At 63.6% G+C, this 18,423-nt stretch carries 21 protein-coding genes and 1 tRNA gene; 14 read left to right on the top strand and 8 right to left on the bottom strand.

The annotated features are described in order from the left end of the window. Nucleotides 1-1,008 carry a GTP 3',8-cyclase MoaA gene (gene moaA, locus FAX90_RS02325; RefSeq protein WP_144095171.1) on the bottom strand — a complete coding sequence of 336 codons (1,008 nt, stop codon included), beginning with the start codon at nt 1,006-1,008 and terminating at the stop codon, nt 1-3. Between the two features lie 243 nt (nt 1,009-1,251). Between moaA and FAX90_RS02320 the strand changes: the two genes are divergently transcribed. Then, a tRNA-Asp gene (locus tag FAX90_RS02320) sits at nt 1,252-1,328 on the top strand. A 96-nt stretch (nt 1,329-1,424) separates the two neighbouring features. Here FAX90_RS02320 and FAX90_RS02315 read toward each other — a convergent pair. From FAX90_RS02315 to FAX90_RS02300, 4 genes are all read right to left on the bottom strand, one after another. Further along, nucleotides 1,425-1,646: a DUF2842 domain-containing protein gene (locus tag FAX90_RS02315; protein ID WP_276612119.1), complete on the bottom strand. Its 222-nt coding sequence runs from the start codon at nt 1,644-1,646 to the stop codon at nt 1,425-1,427. Continuing rightward, nucleotides 1,643-2,230, bottom strand: coding sequence for a 5-formyltetrahydrofolate cyclo-ligase (locus tag FAX90_RS02310; protein ID WP_144095169.1), 588 nt, complete (start codon nt 2,228-2,230; stop codon nt 1,643-1,645). Before FAX90_RS02310 ends, FAX90_RS02315 begins: the two co-directional genes overlap by 4 nt. 347 nt (nt 2,231-2,577) lie before the next feature. Beyond that, nucleotides 2,578-2,898, bottom strand: coding sequence for a cell division protein ZapA (locus FAX90_RS02305; RefSeq protein WP_144095167.1), 321 nt, complete (start codon nt 2,896-2,898; stop codon nt 2,578-2,580). After that, a complete protein-coding gene (locus FAX90_RS02300) occupies nt 2,898-3,107 on the bottom strand; it encodes a hypothetical protein (protein WP_144095165.1) in 210 nt (69 codons plus the stop codon). The genes FAX90_RS02305 and FAX90_RS02300 overlap by 1 nt, the downstream gene beginning before the upstream one ends. A 235-nt stretch (nt 3,108-3,342) precedes the next feature. On the opposite strand from FAX90_RS02300, the gene tkt reads away from it, so the two are divergent. Genes tkt through FAX90_RS02275 form a run of 5 tightly spaced genes read left to right on the top strand, consistent with a single transcriptional unit; the run spans nt 3,343 to nt 8,981 of the window. Next, nucleotides 3,343-5,355, top strand: coding sequence for a transketolase (gene tkt / locus FAX90_RS02295; protein ID WP_144095163.1), 2,013 nt, complete (start codon nt 3,343-3,345; stop codon nt 5,353-5,355). A 17-nt stretch (nt 5,356-5,372) separates the two neighbouring features. After that, on the top strand, nt 5,373-6,380 hold the full coding sequence (gene gap, locus FAX90_RS02290) for a type I glyceraldehyde-3-phosphate dehydrogenase (protein WP_144095161.1): 1,008 nt from the start codon (nt 5,373-5,375) through the stop codon (nt 6,378-6,380). Between the two features lie 15 nt (nt 6,381-6,395). Next, the gene (locus FAX90_RS02285; RefSeq protein ID WP_144095159.1) at nt 6,396-6,869 is read left to right on the top strand and encodes an MOSC domain-containing protein; all 474 of its coding nucleotides are present in this window, start codon (nt 6,396-6,398) and stop codon (nt 6,867-6,869) included. Next, nucleotides 6,866-8,065 (top strand): phosphoglycerate kinase, encoded by a 1,200-nt coding sequence (locus tag FAX90_RS02280; RefSeq protein ID WP_144095157.1) that lies wholly within the window; start codon nt 6,866-6,868, stop codon nt 8,063-8,065. Before FAX90_RS02285 ends, FAX90_RS02280 begins: the two co-directional genes overlap by 4 nt. A 43-nt stretch (nt 8,066-8,108) precedes the next feature. Further along, nucleotides 8,109-8,981, top strand: coding sequence for a fructose bisphosphate aldolase (locus tag FAX90_RS02275; protein ID WP_144095155.1), 873 nt, complete (start codon nt 8,109-8,111; stop codon nt 8,979-8,981). 6 nt (nt 8,982-8,987) lie between these two features. Here FAX90_RS02275 and FAX90_RS02270 read toward each other — a convergent pair whose 3' ends face one another. Continuing rightward, on the bottom strand, nt 8,988-9,404 hold the full coding sequence (locus FAX90_RS02270) for a hypothetical protein (RefSeq protein ID WP_144095153.1): 417 nt from the start codon (nt 9,402-9,404) through the stop codon (nt 8,988-8,990). A 41-nt stretch (nt 9,405-9,445) separates the two neighbouring features. Between FAX90_RS02270 and thiE the strand changes: the two genes are divergently transcribed. The 5 genes from thiE to trxB all read left to right on the top strand — a co-directional run bounded on the left by thiE (nt 9,446) and on the right by trxB (nt 13,595). Continuing rightward, entirely contained in the window at nt 9,446-10,096 is a 651-nt protein-coding gene (gene thiE / locus FAX90_RS02265) for a thiamine phosphate synthase (protein WP_144095151.1), read from the top strand. A gap of 72 nt (nt 10,097-10,168) precedes the next feature. Next, nucleotides 10,169-11,386, top strand: coding sequence for a L,D-transpeptidase family protein (locus FAX90_RS02260; protein WP_240704674.1), 1,218 nt, complete (start codon nt 10,169-10,171; stop codon nt 11,384-11,386). Next, nucleotides 11,383-12,084, top strand: coding sequence for a M23 family metallopeptidase (locus FAX90_RS02255; protein WP_240704673.1), 702 nt, complete (start codon nt 11,383-11,385; stop codon nt 12,082-12,084). The genes FAX90_RS02260 and FAX90_RS02255 overlap by 4 nt, the downstream gene beginning before the upstream one ends. 9 nt (nt 12,085-12,093) lie before the next feature. Next, a complete protein-coding gene (locus FAX90_RS02250; RefSeq protein ID WP_144095150.1) occupies nt 12,094-12,534 on the top strand; it encodes a cupin domain-containing protein in 441 nt (146 codons plus the stop codon). Nucleotides 12,535-12,632: 98 nt separating this feature from the next. Beyond that, nucleotides 12,633-13,595: a thioredoxin-disulfide reductase gene (gene trxB / locus FAX90_RS02245; protein WP_144095148.1), complete on the top strand. Its 963-nt coding sequence runs from the start codon at nt 12,633-12,635 to the stop codon at nt 13,593-13,595. 4 nt (nt 13,596-13,599) lie between these two features. Here trxB and FAX90_RS02240 read toward each other — a convergent pair whose 3' ends face one another. Next, the gene (locus tag FAX90_RS02240) at nt 13,600-13,881 is read right to left on the bottom strand and encodes an acyl carrier protein (protein ID WP_144095146.1); all 282 of its coding nucleotides are present in this window, start codon (nt 13,879-13,881) and stop codon (nt 13,600-13,602) included. A 63-nt stretch (nt 13,882-13,944) separates the two neighbouring features. On the opposite strand from FAX90_RS02240, the gene FAX90_RS02235 reads away from it, so the two are divergent. From FAX90_RS02235 to FAX90_RS02225, 3 genes are all read left to right on the top strand, one after another. Continuing rightward, entirely contained in the window at nt 13,945-15,486 is a 1,542-nt protein-coding gene (locus tag FAX90_RS02235) for an acyl-CoA ligase (AMP-forming), exosortase A system-associated (protein ID WP_240704672.1), read from the top strand. Beyond that, nucleotides 15,483-16,712 carry a pyridoxal-dependent decarboxylase, exosortase A system-associated gene (locus tag FAX90_RS02230; protein ID WP_144095144.1) on the top strand — a complete coding sequence of 410 codons (1,230 nt, stop codon included), beginning with the start codon at nt 15,483-15,485 and terminating at the stop codon, nt 16,710-16,712. The genes FAX90_RS02235 and FAX90_RS02230 overlap by 4 nt, the downstream gene beginning before the upstream one ends. Nucleotides 16,713-17,087: 375 nt before the next feature. Further along, nucleotides 17,088-17,531 carry a hypothetical protein gene (locus FAX90_RS02225; RefSeq protein WP_205700610.1) on the top strand — a complete coding sequence of 148 codons (444 nt, stop codon included), beginning with the start codon at nt 17,088-17,090 and terminating at the stop codon, nt 17,529-17,531. Here the strand turns inward: FAX90_RS02225 and FAX90_RS02220 are convergent. Further along, nucleotides 17,528-18,232, bottom strand: coding sequence for a pirin family protein (locus tag FAX90_RS02220; protein ID WP_144095140.1), 705 nt, complete (start codon nt 18,230-18,232; stop codon nt 17,528-17,530). The two genes, FAX90_RS02225 and FAX90_RS02220, sit on opposite strands and share 4 nt — an antisense overlap. Between the last annotated feature and the right edge of the window lie 191 nt (nt 18,233-18,423).

The raw sequence follows: 18,423 nt of genomic DNA, 5'->3' as shown, positions 1-18,423 counted from the left end.
TCAGCCGCCCGTAACCGACATGTGCCGGGGCAGGGCGGGTGCTTCGCCCTTCCGGTTGATGGCGAAGTGATGGCGCTCGGGCTTGATCGTCATCGCCTCGTCCATCGCCGCATCGAGTGCGGCGTCGGGATCGTTTGACCGCACCGCGGCGCGCAAGTCGACTTGCTCGCGCCCGCCAAGGCAGGCGTAGAGCTGGCCGGTCGCGGTGACCCGGATGCGGTTGCAACCGTCGCAGAAATTGCTGGTGAGCGGCGTGATGAAGCCGAGCCGTCCGCCCGTTTCGGCCACGCGGACGTAGCGCGCCGGACCGCCGCTGCGATGGGTGTCCCCCTCCAGCGTCCAGCGTTTTTCCAGATTCATGCGAACCTGCGTCAGTGGCAGGTAGTGATCGATCCGGTCGCCATCGACTTCGCCCAGGGGCATGACTTCGATCAGGGTTGCCTCGTGCCCTTCGCCGTGCGCCCATGCGATAAGGTCGGGAATCTCGTCCTCGTTCACGCCTTTCAGCGCGACCGTGTTGATCTTCACCGATAGTCCCGCCGCTTTCGCCGCGGCGATGCCTTCCAATACCTGTGACAGCCTGTCGCGGCGTGAGAGTTCTTCGAACAGGGCCGGGTCCAGCGTGTCGAGCGATACGTTCACACGGCGCACGCCCGCGGCGAAAAGATCTTCGGCAAATTCGGCAAGACGCGTGCCGTTGGTGGTGACCGTCAGTTCCTCAAGCCCATTGCCTATTCGGCGGCCGACCGCACGGACCAGTTCGATCATGTCGCGCCGCACCAGCGGTTCGCCGCCGGTCAGCCGGATCTTCGTCACGCCGCGATCGATGAAGGCATTCGCGACCTTGTTGAGTTCTTCAAGCGTGAGCACCTCCGCGCGGGGCAGGAACTGCATGCGTTCGGGCATGCAATACTGACATCGGAGGTCGCAGCGATCGGTGACCGAGAGGCGCAGGTAGGTGATGCGTCTTTTGTACGTGTCGACGAGGGAGGGGGCGGTTTGCGTCATTGCGCAAGTGTTTGTCAGATAGAGCAGCCCTTCGCAAACGCGCTTGTTGTGCGGCGGCTAAAAAATCGGGCCGCGATTCGTCCCGGCGAGAGATATCAGTCGTCGGGGCAAGCGATCCGGGACCAGTCCGGGATGCCCAAGACCACGCAAAATCGCGACTTTCGAAAAATTTCAAAAAAGGTTTTCGATCATCGTTGACAGGGCGCGGAACCTCCCATAGATGCGCGGCTCCCCAAGGGGCAAGCGGGTGTAGCTCAGTTGGTTAGAGCGCCGGCCTGTCACGCCGGAGGTCGCGGGTTCGAGCCCCGTCACTCGCGCCACTTGGAGGACGCATAAAGGCCCGCGAAAGCGGGCCTTTTTCGTTTCCGATCAATATGTTGCGAGACGTTCGTGCGGTGATTTCGCAGCCGCTGGAATCAGCCCCAGCGCCCCGTTTCCATCCAGATCAGAAAGCGTTTCAAAGGCAGCAGCCAGGCGATGCCGAGCACCAGATAGACCGGCACCTGCAGCAACACATGCCAGCGCGAGATCGGTTCGATCAGCGTGACCACCAGACCGACGTAAAGCATCATCGCTGCCAATAGAGCGATGATGCCCACGGGCTTGCGCCAGGTCGGTTTCCATTCGGGGCGATTCACGCATTGTGCCTTTCAAACGGGCCATAGAGCCGGGTCGGGGTCACCACTGCGGCCAGAAGCCTGTCGTGCGGTTCCATCGGCAACATGTCCACTCTCTGCACGTCCCATGCAAGCCCGATGGGCAGCGCGTCGGCGTTCGCTTCCAGCCAGCGGTCATAGTGCCCGCCGCCCTGTCCCAGCCGCGCGCCGCTTTCGGTAAAACCGACCAGCGGGACGAAGATGACATCGGGCACCACCGCTTCGGCATCGCGCGCGGGCTGAAGCGCGCCGAAGGGGCCGACATCAAGGTCGCTGTCGCCCCAGGGGTCGGCCCATTGCGCGAAATGCATGGTATCGTCGGCGTCTGCAAAACGGGGCAGGGCGATGCGATGACCTGCCTCGGAAAAGAAGCGAGCATAGCCGCCGGTCGGCGCCTCGGTAGGAAGTGGGTGATAGAACCCGATCGTCGCACCGTCCGGCACCATGTCCAGCACGGCCGAGGGCGGCCTGCGAAAAAGAAGCGCCTTCGTCACCTCGGGCAAGGCCGCAACATGCGCCCGCCGCGCGCTACGCAGCGACCTGCGCATTTCCACCTTGCTGTCCATCCGGTTGTTGCCACCTGTTATAAGGAAAAGAGCTGTGCCGGATTTTCGTTCAGGCCGAAGCCGAAAATGGTGGAGGCCGAGAACCGGAGCGGAGCGACCTTCTGGTCGTGAGCACCGGAAGCACAAGCCTACGCCATTTGCAGGCCGGCATGGGCGAAAAGCCGGTACAGCGAAGGTGACGGGCCCACCATGGGTCGTTTGCCGTATGAAATCCTCTGACGCCTAAGCATCAGGTGGGGACCGTTTCGGCCGGCCCACGAGCCAGCCGAGGGACAGCCCCCTAGGATTGGTTATAGCCTCAGGGATGTTCTGTCGGCTCGTGCCGGGCAGAACCCGTCGCGCTGAATCTAGGAATGGTGGTCGCCACCCTCAAGGTGCCGGACGATATTTTCGATCCGGGCCGTGATCGAATCGATCCTGCGGGACATGGCCTTGTCCTCGTCGCGATCGATCGCGGGGGCAGCGTCGCCCTCTCTTAATGCGTGGACCTCGTCGGCCAGAAGGAGTGCGCCGAACAGGAGCATGCGCGGTTCCGACTGTCCTACCGCGCCGGCATCGCGCACGCGCGTGTCGATCATGCGGCCAAGTTGTTCGATATGGCCTTCCTCGCCGGGCTGGCAGGAAACGGCAAAACGGCGGCCGCCGATTTCAAGGTCGAGGTTCGCCATCAGCCGTGGCTCCCGAATTCTTCGAGAAGGACATCCAGATCGGCGAGCGCGGTGCCGACTTTCTGCCGCATCGCTTCGTGCGCGACTTTCAGGGTTGCCAGCTCCGACTGGGCCGGGTTCGGCCTAACCACGGCCTTTTCCAGCCGCTCAAGCATGGCTTCCAGCCTGTCGAGGGCGCCTTCCATTTCGAGTCGCTCGGTCTTTGCCATGATGTGGTATTCGCTTTCCCCGCTCCGGAATTGGTAATTGGGGGCGATGGCGCATAGTCGCAAGGCGGGCAAACCCCTAAACGCGCGAAAGCGACATTCCGGCGTTCCCAAGCGACAATCGGGGCATCTCGCGCGCGTCTGGCCGTGGTGAACTTGACGCGGGGCAGTCGGACCCGCAATGCAGCGCCGCAACGAATCACCCGCTCCTGGCGCGCTGAACGGGAAGAGCCTGAAGATGACCACCGAGACCACCCGCCTGGCCGACATGGCCAATGCCATCCGTGCCCTTTCCATGGATGCTGTACAGGCGGCCAATTCGGGACATCCCGGCATGCCGATGGGCATGGCCGACGTCGCGACCGTGCTTTTCGACGAATACCTGAAGTTCGATCCGGCCGATCCGCACTGGGACGATCGTGACCGCTTCGTCCTGTCTGCCGGTCACGGCTCGATGTTGATCTATTCGCTCCTTCACCTGTCGGGATATGCCCATCCCACGATGGATGAGATCCGCAATTTCCGTCAGCTCGGCAGCCCGTGCGCCGGTCACCCGGAAAACTTCCTGCTCGACGGCGTGGAATGCACGACCGGTCCTCTGGGCCAGGGTCTTGCGATGGCCGTGGGCATGGCGTTGGCGGAACGTCACCTCAACGCGAAATACGGTGACGACCTTGTCGATCACCGCACCTGGGTGATCGCAGGCGACGGATGCCTGATGGAAGGCATCAACCACGAGGCGGTCGGCCTTGCCGGGCACCTCGGTCTTGGCCGCATGATCGTGCTTTGGGACGACAACAACATCACCATCGACGGTTCGGTCGAACTCTCGTCGAGCGAGGACGTCGAGGCCCGCTATCGCGCGTCGAAGTGGCATACCGTCCGCTGTGACGGCCACGATCCGGCGGATATCCGCCGCGCGCTGGACGAGGCGATCGCCGATCCGCGTCCCTCGCTGGTCGCGTGCAAGACCGTCATCGGCAAGGGCGCGCCCAACAAGCAGGGTACGAGCGCGACGCACGGCGCACCGCTGGGCGCCGAAGAGATCGAGGCCGCTCGCAAGGAACTGGGCTGGACCGCAGAACCCTTCGTCATTCCCGGCGACATCGCCGACGCATGGAAGAAGACGGGTGAACGCGGCGCCGCTGCTCACCAGGAATGGCAGCAGCGTTTCGACGCCGACGAGGACCGTGCGGCGGCCTATACTGCGGGCATCAAGCTGCCCGGCGCGGATGCCGGTGCGGTGCTTCAGGACTATGTCCGCGGGCTTGCCGCAGAGCCGAAGAAGGTCGCGACCCGCAAGGCTTCGGAAATGGCGCTTGGCCCGTTGACCGCGGCGTTCCCCAACATGATCGGCGGCAGCGCCGACCTGACGGGTTCGAACAACACCAAGACCAAGTCGACCGGCCCGATCACGGCGGGCGACTACGAAGGCAGCTACGTCTATTACGGCATCCGCGAATTCGGCATGGCCGCCGCGATGAACGGCATGGCGCTGCACGGCGGGATCGCGCCTTATGGCGGCACCTTCCTGATCTTCTCCGACTATTGCCGGAACGCGGTGCGCCTTTCGGCCCTGCAGCAGGTCGGCGTGACTTACGTCTTCACGCACGACAGCATCGGCCTTGGCGAAGACGGCCCGACCCACCAGCCGGTGGAACAGGTGATGAGCCTGCGCCTTATCCCGAACCTCAACGTCATGCGCCCGTGCGACACGATCGAAACGGCCGAATGCTGGGCGATCGCGCTTGCGAACGAAAAGACGCCGTCGGTTCTCGCCCTGTCGCGTCAGAACCTGCCCCAGCTTCGCGGCGAAGGTGACGAGGCGTGGGATGCGGGCGCGAACAAGTCGGCCAAGGGTGCCTATCGCCTGAAGTCCGCCGAAGCCGCGCGCAAAGTCATCCTGATTGCGACCGGTTCCGAAGTCGAACTGGCCTGCGACGTTGCCAAGTCGCTGGAAGCCGACGGCATCGGCGCGGACGTGATCTCGATGCCGTGCATGGAACTGTTCGAGGCGCAGGACGCTTCTTACAAGGAAGACCTTCTGCCCAACGTCGCGCCGTCCGAGATCCTTCGGGTCTCGATCGAGGCGGGCGTGACCCTTGGTTGGGAACGCTACACGATGGCGAACGGCCTTAACATCGGTCTCGACCGTTTTGGCGCATCGGCGCCGGCAGAACAGCTTTTCGAACGCTTTGGGTTCACGGTTGACGCGATCGTGCCGCAGATCAAAGCGAAACTAGGCGAATAAGACAGGAGTTTACTGGCATGGCGACCAAGGTTGCGATCAACGGTTTCGGACGTATCGGGCGGCTCGTCGCTCGCGCTATCCTCGAACGTGACGACCACGATCTCGAGCTCGTTGCGATCAACGACCTGGCGGATGCCAAGGCAAACGCGCTCCTTTTCCAGTACGATTCGACGCACGGCCGTTTCCCCGGCACGGTCGAGGCAGGCGATGCCAGCATCACCGTGAACGGCAAGAAGATCGCCGTCACGTCCGAGCGTGAGCCCGGCAAGCTGCCGCACGGCGACATGGGTATCGACATCGTCCTCGAATGCACCGGCTTCTTCCAGTCGGACGAAGCGGCCCGCCCGCACATCGCGGCTGGCGCGAAGAAGGTCCTGATCTCGGCTCCGGCCTCGGGTGTTTCGAAGACCATCGTGTTCGGTGTGAACCAGGACACCCTGACGGCCGAGGACGACGTCGTCTCCAACGCATCGTGCACCACGAACTGCCTCGCCCCCGTTGCCAAGGTTCTTCAGGAATCCGTCGGTATCGAGCGCGGTTTCATGACCACGATTCACTCCTACACCAACGACCAGCGCATGCTGGACCAGATGCACTCCGACATGCGCCGTGCGCGCGGCGGTGCGCAGAACATGATCCCGACCACCACCGGCGCTGCCCGTGCGGTCGGTCTCGTCCTGCCCGAACTGAAGGGCAAGCTCGATGGTTCGTCGGTTCGCGTGCCGACCCCGAACGTCTCGCTCATCGACCTCGTCTTCACGCCCTCGCGCGATACGACGAAGGAAGAACTGAACGCGGCGCTCAAGGCCGCTTCGCAAGGCGCGATGAAGGGCGTTCTCGACTATACCGACCAGCCGCTGGTTTCGTCGGACTTCAACCACTATCCCGCCAGCTCGACGGTCGACAGCCTCGAAACCGCGGTTCTCGAAGGCAAGCTTGCCCGTGTCGTGTCCTGGTACGACAACGAGTGGGGCTTCTCGAACCGCATGATCGACACCGCCGGCAAAATGGCGAGCTTCCTGTAAGAGAGGTTGGCTGACATGGGCGCTACGGGACGATTGGGCGGCATCGCGCGGCACGATCGTCCGCGTGGCCCTGTGGAACTGACCGACGAGGCGGCAGTGACCGTCCGTGAGGGCATCGCGGGCGACTATCGCGGCGCGCTGAAGCCGGACGGCCCGCGCAAGCGGCAGGTCTCGCTCATCAGCGCGGAGGACTGGGCCGCTGCAATGTCGGACCTCGGTCTCGATGCCGGGGCCATCCCTTGGCAGGAACGCCGCGCCAACCTGCTGGTCGAGGGGCTGACCCTGCCGCGCACCGAAGGCGCACGCATCCGCATCGGCGACGATGTCGTGATCGAGGTCGTGCAGGAATGCGATCCGTGCAGCCGCATGGAAGAAATCCACGCCGGACTGAAGGCCGCGCTGACCCCCGATTGGCGGGGCGGCGTGCTTGGCCGCGTGCTTGAAGAAGGCACGATCCGTGCCGGCGACACCATAAGGATCGAAGAATGAGCAACTTCCGCACGCTGGACGATGTCGGCGATGTTTCGGGCAAGGTCGCGTTGGTCCGTGTCGATCTGAACCTGCCGATGAACGGCGGGCAGGTGACCGACAAGACGCGCATCACTGCTTCTGCCCCCACGATCCTCGAACTCGCCGATGCCGGTGCCAAGGTGCTGCTGCTGGCGCATTTCGGACGTCCGAAGGGCGCGCGCAATTCGACGATGAGCCTGTCGATGGTGATCGATGCGGTTCAGGACGTTCTGGGCCGAGAGATCATGTTCGTGCCCGAAGTGGCGGGCGAAGTCGTCGAACAGTCGGTCGGCATCATGCGCAACGGTGACATCGCAATCCTGGAAAACACCCGCTTCTGGCCGGGTGAGGAAAAGAACGATCCTGATTTTGCCAAGGCCATTGCCGCAAACGGCGATCTCTACGTGAACGATGCGTTTTCCGCCGCGCACCGCGCCCATGCCTCGACCGAAGGGCTGACGAAGTTCCTGCCGTCCTATGCGGGCCGTTCGATGCAGAAGGAACTAGAAGCGCTCGACAAGGCGCTGGGTAGCCCGGAAAAGCCGGTCGCAGCCGTTGTCGGCGGGGCCAAGGTTTCGTCCAAGCTCGACGTGCTGCGCCATCTTGTCGGCCAGGTCGATCACCTGATCATCGGCGGGGGCATGGCCAATACCTTCCTTGCTGCGCGCGGGGTCGATGTCGGCAAGTCGCTTTGCGAACATGACCTGACCGGCACGGCAGAAGAGATCATGGAAGCGGCGGACGCGTCCGGTTGCACCGTGCACTTGCCCTACGATGTCGTGGTGTCGAAGGAATTCGCCGCGAACCCGCCTTCGATGCGCACCTGCAACGTGCACGAAGTTGCCGAGGACGAAATGATCCTCGACGTCGGCCCGCAGGCGGTCGAGGCGTTGGGAGACGTTCTCAAGACCTGCCGGACGCTGGTCTGGAACGGCCCGATGGGCGCGTTCGAGACCGAGCCGTTCGATGCGGCGACGGTCGCTCTTGCCCGCACCGCGGCGGCGCTTTCGAAGGAAGGCTCGCTTGTCTCGGTCGCAGGCGGCGGCGATACGGTCGCGGCCTTGAACCATGCCGGCGTGGCCGGTGATTTCACTTATATTTCAACTGCAGGCGGTGCCTTCCTCGAATGGATGGAAGGCAAGGAACTGCCCGGTGTTGCCGCCCTGTCGCAATAAAGGCGGCGCACCGGTTTCAATGCGACGAGGGAGCGCAGACTAGATGGATATGAAGAAGCAGATTGCCGACGGACAAGGCTTTATCGCCGCGCTCGACCAGTCGGGCGGTTCGACCCCGAAGGCACTGCGCGGTTACGGCGTGGACGATAGCGAGTGGTCGGGCGATGAAGAAATGTTCGCCAAAATCCATGAGATGCGCAGCCGCATCATCACCAGCCCGTCGTTTTCGAACGGCAAGGTGATTGGCGCGATCCTGTTCGAAAAGACGATGGACGGCCAGGTCGAAGGCAAACCGACCCCGCAGGCCCTGATCGATCGCGGCATCGTGCCGTTCATCAAGATCGACAAGGGTCTGGAAGACGAAGCCAACGGCGTCCAGATGATGAAGCCGATGCCGGAACTCGACACGCTGCTGGCCCGTGCCAAGGCGCTTGGCGTGTTCGGCACCAAGGAACGCTCGGTCATCAACGAGGCGAACCCCGAAGGCATCGCTGCCATCGTCGCGCAGCAGTTCGAGGTTGGCCGCCAGGTCCTGGCCGCAGGGCTGGTCCCGATGCTGGAGCCGGAATACTCGATCAAGGCCGAGGGCCGCGCCGAGGGTGAGAAGATCCTGAAGGCCGAGATCCTCAAGAATCTTGAGGCGATGGACGAGCAGGTCATGCTCAAGCTGTCGATCCCGGTCGAGGCGAACCTTTATGCCGACCTGATCGCCCATCCCAAGGTGTTGGCCGTCGTCGCGCTGTCGGGCGGGTATTCCACCGACGAGGCTTGCGAGAAGCTTGCCCAGAACAAGGGCATGATCGCCAGCTTCAGCCGCGGCCTGTTGCAGGACCTGCGCGCCGGACAGTCGGACGAAGAGTTCGACAAGACTCTGGGCGATGCGATCGACCAGATCTACGCGGCAAGCGTGGCCTGATCCTGCCTATTCGGGCCGGGTATACCACGTACGCTCGGCATCGAAGCGAAAGCGATAATCGGCAGGCGCTATTTCCGCGCCTGCCGTTTTCGCCGGGCTGACCTCGGCCAGCCGCACGGTCATGCCGCTCGGCGCCTGTGACTTCTCCAGCTCCAGGTCGCGCGTGTCGCGCCATGCGTCGTCCGGCCCGTCGATCTGCGTGGTCACCACAACGCGCCCCGCCCAGACGCATTGTACGTTCGCGGGGCAGCGGCTGTCTTCCTTCACGGCCAACGGCGTAACCACGACATCGCCCACGTACACCGGCTGGTTCAGCGACACTGGCGTGCCCGCTGCGGCGGGGGCGGCGACGGGCGGTACGGTGGCGCAGGCGGACAGTGTCAGGCCAGCCATCAGCGCAGCGGCGGCAAACGACTTCAGCATTCAGCTTCACACTCCTTCGCTGGTGATCTAAGGCGCGGCACATGAACACAACGTGCCAGCTTTACCTGATATCCCCGCTCGACGTATCGGGCGATTTCCCCGACCGGCTTGCCCGCGCACTCGATGCGGGGAAGGGCGTCGTCACCGCGTTCCAGTTCCGCGTGAAAGGGATTGAGGATCAACACGAGGCCGCCCGCCTTGCAGAACCGCTGCAGAAGATGTGCGCGGACCGGGACGTGGCCTTCATCGTCAACGATTCGATCGCACTGGCAAAGCGCCTCAATGCCGACGGCGTGCATCTTGGCCAGTCCGACGGCGAAGTGAAGGACGCGCGCGAACGGCTTGGCCGTGATGCGCAGATCGGCGTGACCTGCCACGACAGCCGCCACTTTGCCATGCAGGCGGGTGAGGACGGTGCCGACTACGTCGCATTCGGCGCTTTCTTCCCGACCGAAACCAAGGAAACCGAGCACCGGGCCGGACTGGACCTACTGGAATGGTGGTTCCACGTTTTCGAGCTGCCCTCGGTCGCCATCGGCGGGATCACACCCGAAAATTGCGTACCGCTGGTGACAGCCGGGGCGGATTTCCTGGCCGTGTGCGGCGCCGTGTGGAATGGGGACGAGGTTGCCGCCGTGCAGGCCTTTGCCAAGGCGATCGAGGACGCGCCGCCACCTGAACCGGAGACCTGATCTTCGCCCTGCGGACCCAACCGGGGTTTCGCGCGTTGCTCCCGAAGACAATAGAAATCTTCGGGAATTCCCATGATCCGCAAATCGACACTGCTTTTCGGCCTTCCAGTCATGCTGGCCCTTGCCGCCTGTTCGGGAAATGAGCAAGCGCCCGCGCCGGAACCTACCGCGACGCAGACCACGGATTCGAACTTCGCCGATTCGATGCGCAGCAACGATCGCGGCGACGTGCAGGATCAGGTTGCGATTCCCGACGCGGAAGATCGCCCGATCATGCAGGCGCAGGTCGTGCTCGATCGGCTCGGCTTTTCGCCGGGCGTGATCGACGGCAAGATGGGCCTTTCCACCGAAAACGCTCTCGTTTCCTTTCAGGAAGCGAACGAGCTGGACCAGTCGGGAAAGCTGGACGAGGCCACGAAGGAGGCCTTGCAGCGTTGGCAGGATATTCCGGCAACCCGCGTCGTGACCATCCCTGAGGAATTCGCCGTGGGCCGGTTTGAAAAGCTGCCCGAAGATCCGGCTGAAAAGGCGAAGATGACCCGGCTCGGGTACGAATCGCTCGATGAAAAGCTGGCCGAACGTTTTCACACGACGGTCGAGACGCTCGAAATGCTGAACCCGAACGGCAAGCCCGCGACAAGCGAAACGACCCCGGCGGCCGATGCCACGGCAACCCCGACCGCGACGCCCACACCGACACCGACACCCAGTGCGACCGCGTCGGACGGTGCGGAAGCCGCTCCGGCAAGCAAGTTCGCTGCCGGGCAGCAGATCCGCGTGCCCAACATCGGCGCCGATTTCATCGATCGTTCTGCAGATACCGATTCGAAATGGCGCGATACGTTGCAGATGCTTGGCGTCGGGACCGATCAGCCCGAAGTGACGAAGATCGTGGCGGACAAGTCGGAAGACACGCTCAAGGCCTATGACGCCGAGGGCAAGCTGGTCGCCGCGTTCACGATCACTAGCGGATCGAGCCACGATCCGCTTCCGATCGGCGAGTGGAAGATCACCGGCATCGCGCACAATCCTCCGTTCGCCTACGATCCCTCGCTGTTCTGGGATGTGCCCGATGATGAGGAGCCGCAGCAGTTGCCGCCTGGCCCGAATGGCCCGGTCGGCGTGGTCTGGATCGACCTTTCAAAGGAACACTACGGCATTCACGGCACGCCAGCGCCTGAAACCATTGGTCGCGCGCAGAGCCATGGGTGTGTCCGCTTGACCAACTGGGACGCCGCGCGCCTTGCCGAGATGGTTTCGCAAAGCACGCAGGTCATCTTCCAGGAATGAGCGAGACCGAAGCCGTCACCGCCCCCGCCCGGCCGTCGCGCATGCGGCGGTTCGGGCGGGATTTGCGTATCGTGCTCGTCACCGCAGGGCTGACGTCGCTGGCCTGGATCGTGTTGCTGGCTTTCGCGGGCGTGAACCTTTTCGCGCCGAGGGTTGAGCCTGACGAGCCCGTAACCACGGTTTCGCCCGATGCGGACGATCGCCTACCTAAGGACGTCGTACCGATCGAGATGGTCTCCCCGGTCCAGCCGCTAAAGCCGGTCGGTGCCTTGCGCATTCCGGTGGAGGGCGTCGCTTCATCGGCCCTGATTGACACATACGATGCGCCGCGCGGATCGCGCAGTCACGAGGCGCTCGACATCATGGCCCCAACGGGCACGCCTGTCGTTGCCGCGGCACAAGGCACGGTTGAAAAGCTGTTCCTGTCCGATGACGGCGGCAAGACGATCTACGTGCGCAGCGCCGATGGTGCGACGATCTATTATTATGCGCATCTCGATACTTATGCGCCGGGATTGGAAGAGGGCGAATTCGTCCGGGCAGGGCAACGCATCGGGACGGTGGGCGCGACCGGCAATGCCGATCCTGCCGCGCCGCACCTTCATTTCGCGGTCATGCAGATGCGCCCCGACGAATCGTGGTGGGAAGGCACGCCGCGAAATCCGTATCCCTTGCTGACAGGCGGTACGGCGGACTAGGCTTCGCCCATGGACACCGCTGACGAGGTCATCAGGCAACTGGGCCTGCAACCGCATCCCGAAGGCGGATGGTATCGCGAAACATGGCGAGAGCCTTCGCCCTCGGATGACCGCGCGCTGGCGACCGGCATCCATTTCCTGCTGAAAACGGGCGAGCGATCGCATTGGCATCGCGTCGATGCGGCGGAAATGTGGATCTACAACGCAGGCGGCCCCTTGCTGTTGCGGGGAGCGGAGGGCGCGCACGGGGAAATCGGGCTACCCGATACGATCCTGGGCCCCGATCTCGCCGGCGGGCACGAGATGCAGCATCTCTACCTGCCTCATGCATGGCAATCGGCCGAGCCGCTGGGCGAATGGACACTGGTCACCTGCATCGTCACGCCCGGCTTTGATTTTTCCGGTTTCGAACTTGCTCCGCCCGGTTGGGAGCCGCTGGTCCTTCGCTGACGGGGAAAGCCGCCTTGTGCGGCATTGCATTTGGTGCCTGTCCGCCTATTTCCGAACCCGTGTAGATCCGAACCCGCGTACTCAGGGGAAATCGTAAAATGGCCACCCACAAGACCCGCATGCTCATCATCGGCTCCGGCCCGGCGGGGCTTTCCGCCGCGATCTATGGCGCGCGCGCGGGTATGGAACCGATCGTCGTGCAGGGGCTTCAGCCCGGCGGGCAGCTGACCATTACCACCGACGTCGAAAACTATCCCGGTTTCCGCGACGTGATCCAGGGGCCCTGGCTGATGCAGGAAATGCAGGCGCAGGCCGAACACGTCGGTACGCGGATGATGTGGGACACGATCACCGAAATCGACATCGAAGGCGGCTCTCCCTTTACGGCCAAGGGCGACAGCGGCGACGAATATATCGGTGACGTGCTGGTCATCGCCACCGGCGCTCAGGCCAAGTGGCTGGGCGTAGAGGGTGAGCAGGAATGGTCCGGCAAGGGTGTTTCGGCCTGCGCGACGTGTGATGGGTTCTTCTACCGCGGCAAGAAAGTCGTGGTCATCGGAGGCGGCAATACCGCGGTCGAGGAAGCGCTGTACCTTACCAACCATTCCGATGACGTGACGCTGATCCACCGGCGTGACGAGCTGCGTTCGGAGAAGATCCTGCAGGAACGCCTGTTCAAGAACCCCAAGATCTCAACCCTGTGGAACAAGACGGTCGAACGGTTCGAAGGCGACCCGGCCAAGGGGCTGACCCACCTCGTCCTCAAGGACACGGTTACGGGCGAAGAATCGACATTTGAGACCGAGGGCGCGTTCGTCGCCATCGGCCATGCCCCGGCGACCGAACTGTTCAAGGGCAAGCTGCCGATGGACGACAGCGGATACCTGCTGGTCGAACCGGGCACGCCCAAGACCGCCGTTCCCGGCGTCTTCGCCTGCGGTGACGTGATGGATCACACGTATCGTCAGGCCGTGACCGCGGCGGGCACGGGATGCATGGCCGCGCTAGATGCGGAACGTTTCCTCGCCACTCTCGAATTCGCGAAAGAAGCGGCGGAGTAAGGCCTTACTGCGCGCGCTTCTCGTCGACGAAGGCGAGCAGCGCGCCGTAAGTCTCCAGCATCTCGCCGTCGACGTCCTCGTCCTCGATCACGATGTCGCAGCGATCCTCGATTTCTGTCAGCAGCCCGGCAACGGCCTGCGAATCGAGTTCGGGAAGGGCGCCGAACAGTTCCGTCTCTGCGTCGAATTCGGCGACGCGCTCTGGCGAAAGCGCCAGCACGTCGGCAAGGATTTCCCGCAGAAGTACGTCTGTCGACGGCAGCTCGGTCGGATCGGCCTCATTCATGCGGCCCGCCTTTAGCCGTGGTATCAGGCCTAGGCAAGCGTGGCGGCATCAGGCGAGCATGCTATGCGCGGGATCATGATGGACGCGAATCCCGAACCGATAGACCGTCTGACCTTGCGCGGGCGGCCGGATGCACCGGCGATCGTGCTGAAGGGCGAGACGCTGTCCTACGCCGGGATGGAGCACGATGTCGCGTCCCTTGCGGGCTGGTTGGCCTCGTTCGGTTTCGCATCGGGCGCGCGGATTGCGACCTGGGCGGGGAAGGGCTGGCTGACCGCTCTTATGCCGCTGGCCGCGCCGCGGGCGGGGCTGGTCCATGTTCCGGTGAACCCGCTGCTGAAACACGCGCAAGTCGCGCATATCCTTGCAGATTGCTCGGCATCGCTGCTGATCGGCAACAAGGGGCGGCTTGGCGGTTTGGAAGAAGGCGATGTCCCGCAGACCTGTCTGGTTAGGGACGAGGTGGACGTCAGGCCGGCTTGTGCCGAAATCGGCGGTCTTGCTCCTTCGCAGGGTGATACCGACGCGCTGGCCGCGATTCTCTATACCAGCGGTTCGACAGGGCGGCCCAAGGGCGTGATGCTCAGCCATGCCAACATGTGGCTGGGCGCCGAGGCTGTGGCGAACTACCTCTCGCTCGATGCCAGCGACCGGACGCTCGCAGTGCTGCCGCTGGCGTTCGATTACGGGCAGAATCAGCTTTTCTCGACGTGGTATGCGGGCGGTGCGGTCGTGCCGATCGATTACCTGCTGCCGCGTGAAGTGGTGAAGGCGGTGGCGGGCCATGCGATCACGACACTTGCCGCGGTTCCGCCGCTGTGGACCCAACTGCTGGAACAGGACTGGCCGCAAGAGGCGGTCGCTCCCTTACGCCGGCTCACAAACAGCGGCGGCGCGCTTGGCGAACCGCTGGTCCGTGCGCTGCGCAGCCGGTTCCCGCAGGCGGACCTCTACGCGATGTACGGCCTGACCGAGGCGTTCCGATCGACTTACCTGCCGCCCGCCATGATCGATGACCATCCGACCTCGATCGGTGGGGCCATCCCCCATGCGGAGATCATGCTGGTGAAGGACGATGGCGAACTGGCCGGGCCGGGTGAGGAAGGCGAGCTGGTCCATGCAGGGCCGCTGGTGGCGCAAGGATACTGGCAGGACCAGGCGCGCACCGATGAAAGGTTCAGGCCCGCACCCAAGGGCTCGAAATACGGCGGGATCGCGGTCTGGTCAGGCGACAGGGCGCGCTATGACGCGGCAGGGCTTTTGCATTTCGTCGGACGCCGTGACGCTATGATCAAGTCGCTGGGGCAGAGGATCAGTCCGCAGGAGATCGAGGACGCCGCGTTAGCCACGGGGCTGGTCGCGGAATGCGTGGCGCTTGGCGTGCCGGACGAAAAGCTGGGCCAGGCGGTGCATCTTGTCGCAAGACCGGCAAGCGGCGTCGGCGGCGACGAAGTACCTGCCGAACTGGTGAAAATGCTACGCAAGGAACTGCCCAGCTATATGCAGCCGCAAGTCATCCATTGGCGCAGTGAATTGCCGCGCGGAGCGACCGGAAAACTCGACCGCGCCGGGCTCGCGCGGGAAATCGCAGGGGAAGCGGCATGAAGGCGATGGGACCGATCCCCGCGGGATACGCAGGCGTCGATGGCGAACTGGCGATCGCGGGAAAGCCTGTTTCGCAGTGGATCGCAAAGGCCGGGGCCACACCTCTTTTCGTCTACGACAGTGCCAGATTGACCGACCGGGTTGCCCGGTTGCGGGCCGCAATGCCCGAAAGGCTGGCAATCCATTACGCGATTAAGGCCAATCCTTTCGGGCCGGTGCTGAAGCACATGGCGGGTCTGGTTGACGGGTTCGATATCGCGTCGGGCGGAGAGCTGGCCATGGCACGCGATGCGGGCTTTCCCGCAGACCGCATCAGCTTCGCAGGCCCCGGCAAGGACGACCGCGAGCTGGAAGCGGCCATCACGAACGGCGTGACGCTCAATCTGGAGAGTGATGGCGAGATGCGCCGCGCGCTTGCCATCGGCGACAGGCTGGGCATGGCACCGCGCCTTGCGATCCGCGTGAATCCCGATTTCGATCTCAAGGGATCGGGCATGAAGATGGGCGGCGGTGCCAAACCCTTTGGCATCGATGCCGAACGCGTACCCGCGCTCGCCCGTGAAATCGCGGAAAGCGGGGCGCATTGGCGCGGCTTTCACATCTTTGCGGGAAGCCAAGCGCTTTCGGCCGAGGCTGTGATCGAAACTCAGGCGCAGACGCTCGCACTGGCGGCGCGTCTGGCCGATGAGGCCGGTGTCGCGCTGCCACACTGCAATCTGGGTGGCGGGTTCGGCATACCCTATTTCCCCGGCGACGAACCGCTCGACATCGGGGCGGTGGGCGATGCACTGGGGGCCGCGTTCGCAAATCTGCCCGATGTCCTGCAGGATTGCGCCTTTGCCATCGAACTGGGCCGCTGGCTTGTCGGAGAGGCCGGGGTTTATCTGACCCGCGTCATCGACGTGAAGGACAGCCACGGAGAGATCTTCGTCGTCGTCGATGGCGGTTTGCACCACCAGCTGGCCGCATCCGGCAATTTCGGCACCGTCGTTCGCCGCAACTATCCCGTCGCGGTGGCGAACCGGTTCGGGGAGGAGCCTGCCCAATATGCCCAGTCGGTCGTCGGCAGGCTTTGCACGCCCATCGACAGGTTGGCCGAAAAGGTCGCACTGCCGCCGATGGCGGAAGGCGACGTGATCGCGGTGTTCTGTGCCGGGGCCTATGGCGCCAGCGCGAGCCCGGCGATGTTCCTGGGTCATGGCCCCGCGAAGGAGATGCTGGTTTAACGATTTGTCCGGTTCGGATGAAGTTGATGCGCAGAATTGCCGGCAAGACGCCGGTTAACGGTCGGCGTTATCCCGATACGGATTCACATGGCCTTTCGCTCGATGCGATCTTGCACGATCGTGTAAGCATCGGAGCTAAAAGAGTTATCGGTCATGCAGGACACCGAAGGGACTTTGCCGCCACCGGGCCGGCGTCTTCGTTTCAGTCACGTCAGGGCAGGGCCCGCCCGCGCTCTTCAGGCGCTTCTTCATGCCTTGCGGCGGGGGGACAGTCTGGTCGCTCTGTCAGCCTCGGTGCGGTCGGAACGAAAGGCCATTCTGACACAGGCAGAGCGGCTTGCCGGGCGATATCTTTCCCGCACGATCTGGATCAATGTGCGAGAGGTTGGCTCTGGCTTTTTAGGACAGCTGGAACGTTCGGGCCTGACGGTGCAAGAAGACGGCCGGTCTGCTGTTCTTGCGCCATGGCAGGAGGCACGGACCCTGCTCATCGTGGACGAGGCGGAATTGCTCGATAACAAGGCCTGCCGCTCTCTTTGCGCGTTGCAGGATCGCCGCTCGGGCAATCCGGTTCAGGTGATCCTGGGCGGCGGCGTGACGCTCATGCCGCGCTTGTGCAGGCCCGAATTCGCCGATCTGTGGCGCCTTGTCGGGGTTGCGGTGACGCTTGAGGGCGGGGCACCCCGGTTCGAAGGCGAAGTCAGCGCCTTGCGTGAGGAAATCGCCCGCGCAGAAGCACGGCTGAGGGCGCAGCGCCGGATACTCGCCATCTTTGCGAGCGATGCCGACGCCGCGCCCGGTGCGGAGATGGACTGTTAGCGCGAATCGACCATCAGGAGTTCGACGGGCGTTCTTGCGGTCACCGACAAGGTATCCTCGCCGGTGATCGCGATGCCATCGCGCGCCTGTGCTGTCTTGCCGTTGACTTCGACCGATCCGCCGATAGGCACAAGGTAATAGTGCCGTTCACCGACGAGTTCGAGATCGACGGTTTCCCCTTCTCTGAGCGTGGCGGCAAGGACGCGTGCATCCGCATTCATCGAAAGCAGGTCATCGTCCGCCTCTCCGCTGCGTCCACTGGCCAGCGTGACCCAACGGCCCGCGCGCGTGCCCTTGGGAAACTCCCGCTGACCCCAGCTGGGTGCAAGCCCCTTTCGATCGGGCATGACCCAGATCTGGAACAGTTCGGTCGCCTCGTCTTCAAGGTTGTATTCGGCGTGCGTGATGCCGGTGCCCGCGCTCATCACCTGGACGTCGCCAGCGGCGGTGCGTCCCTCGTTGCCGAGGCTGTCGCGGTGGCTGATCGCGCCTTTGCGAACGTACGTGATGATTTCCATGTCGCTATGCGGATGAGGCGGAAAGCCGGCGCGCTCCTTGATCCAGTCGTCGTTCCACACGCGCAGCGCACCCCAGCCCATGCGCTCCGGATCGTAGTAGTTGGAAAACGAGAAGTGGTAGCTGGTGTCGAGCCAGCCGTGATTGGCCTTCCCGAGATTGTCGAAGGGCCTGATCTCAATCATGTTTTATTCCACATCGGCGGGGAAGTTACTGCCGCATCAGGGGCAGGGTCCGCCGGAACAGGATCGAGATGGATGGCGCCGCAAACGTCTTCAAGAAGGCACAGTGGTGTGCCCTAACTGTCCAGCCCGAACAGGGGGCAGAACGGCGCACGGTAATGGCACGTCAGTACGACAAGCGCCGCGATCGAGAT

The sequence above is a fragment of the Croceicoccus sediminis genome, from assembly GCF_007570835.1.
GTDB classification, from domain to species: Bacteria; Pseudomonadota; Alphaproteobacteria; order Sphingomonadales; family Sphingomonadaceae; genus Croceicoccus; species Croceicoccus sediminis.
Note: the sequence above shows the minus strand (reverse complement) of the source record. Positions and strands in the feature narration are given on the sequence as shown.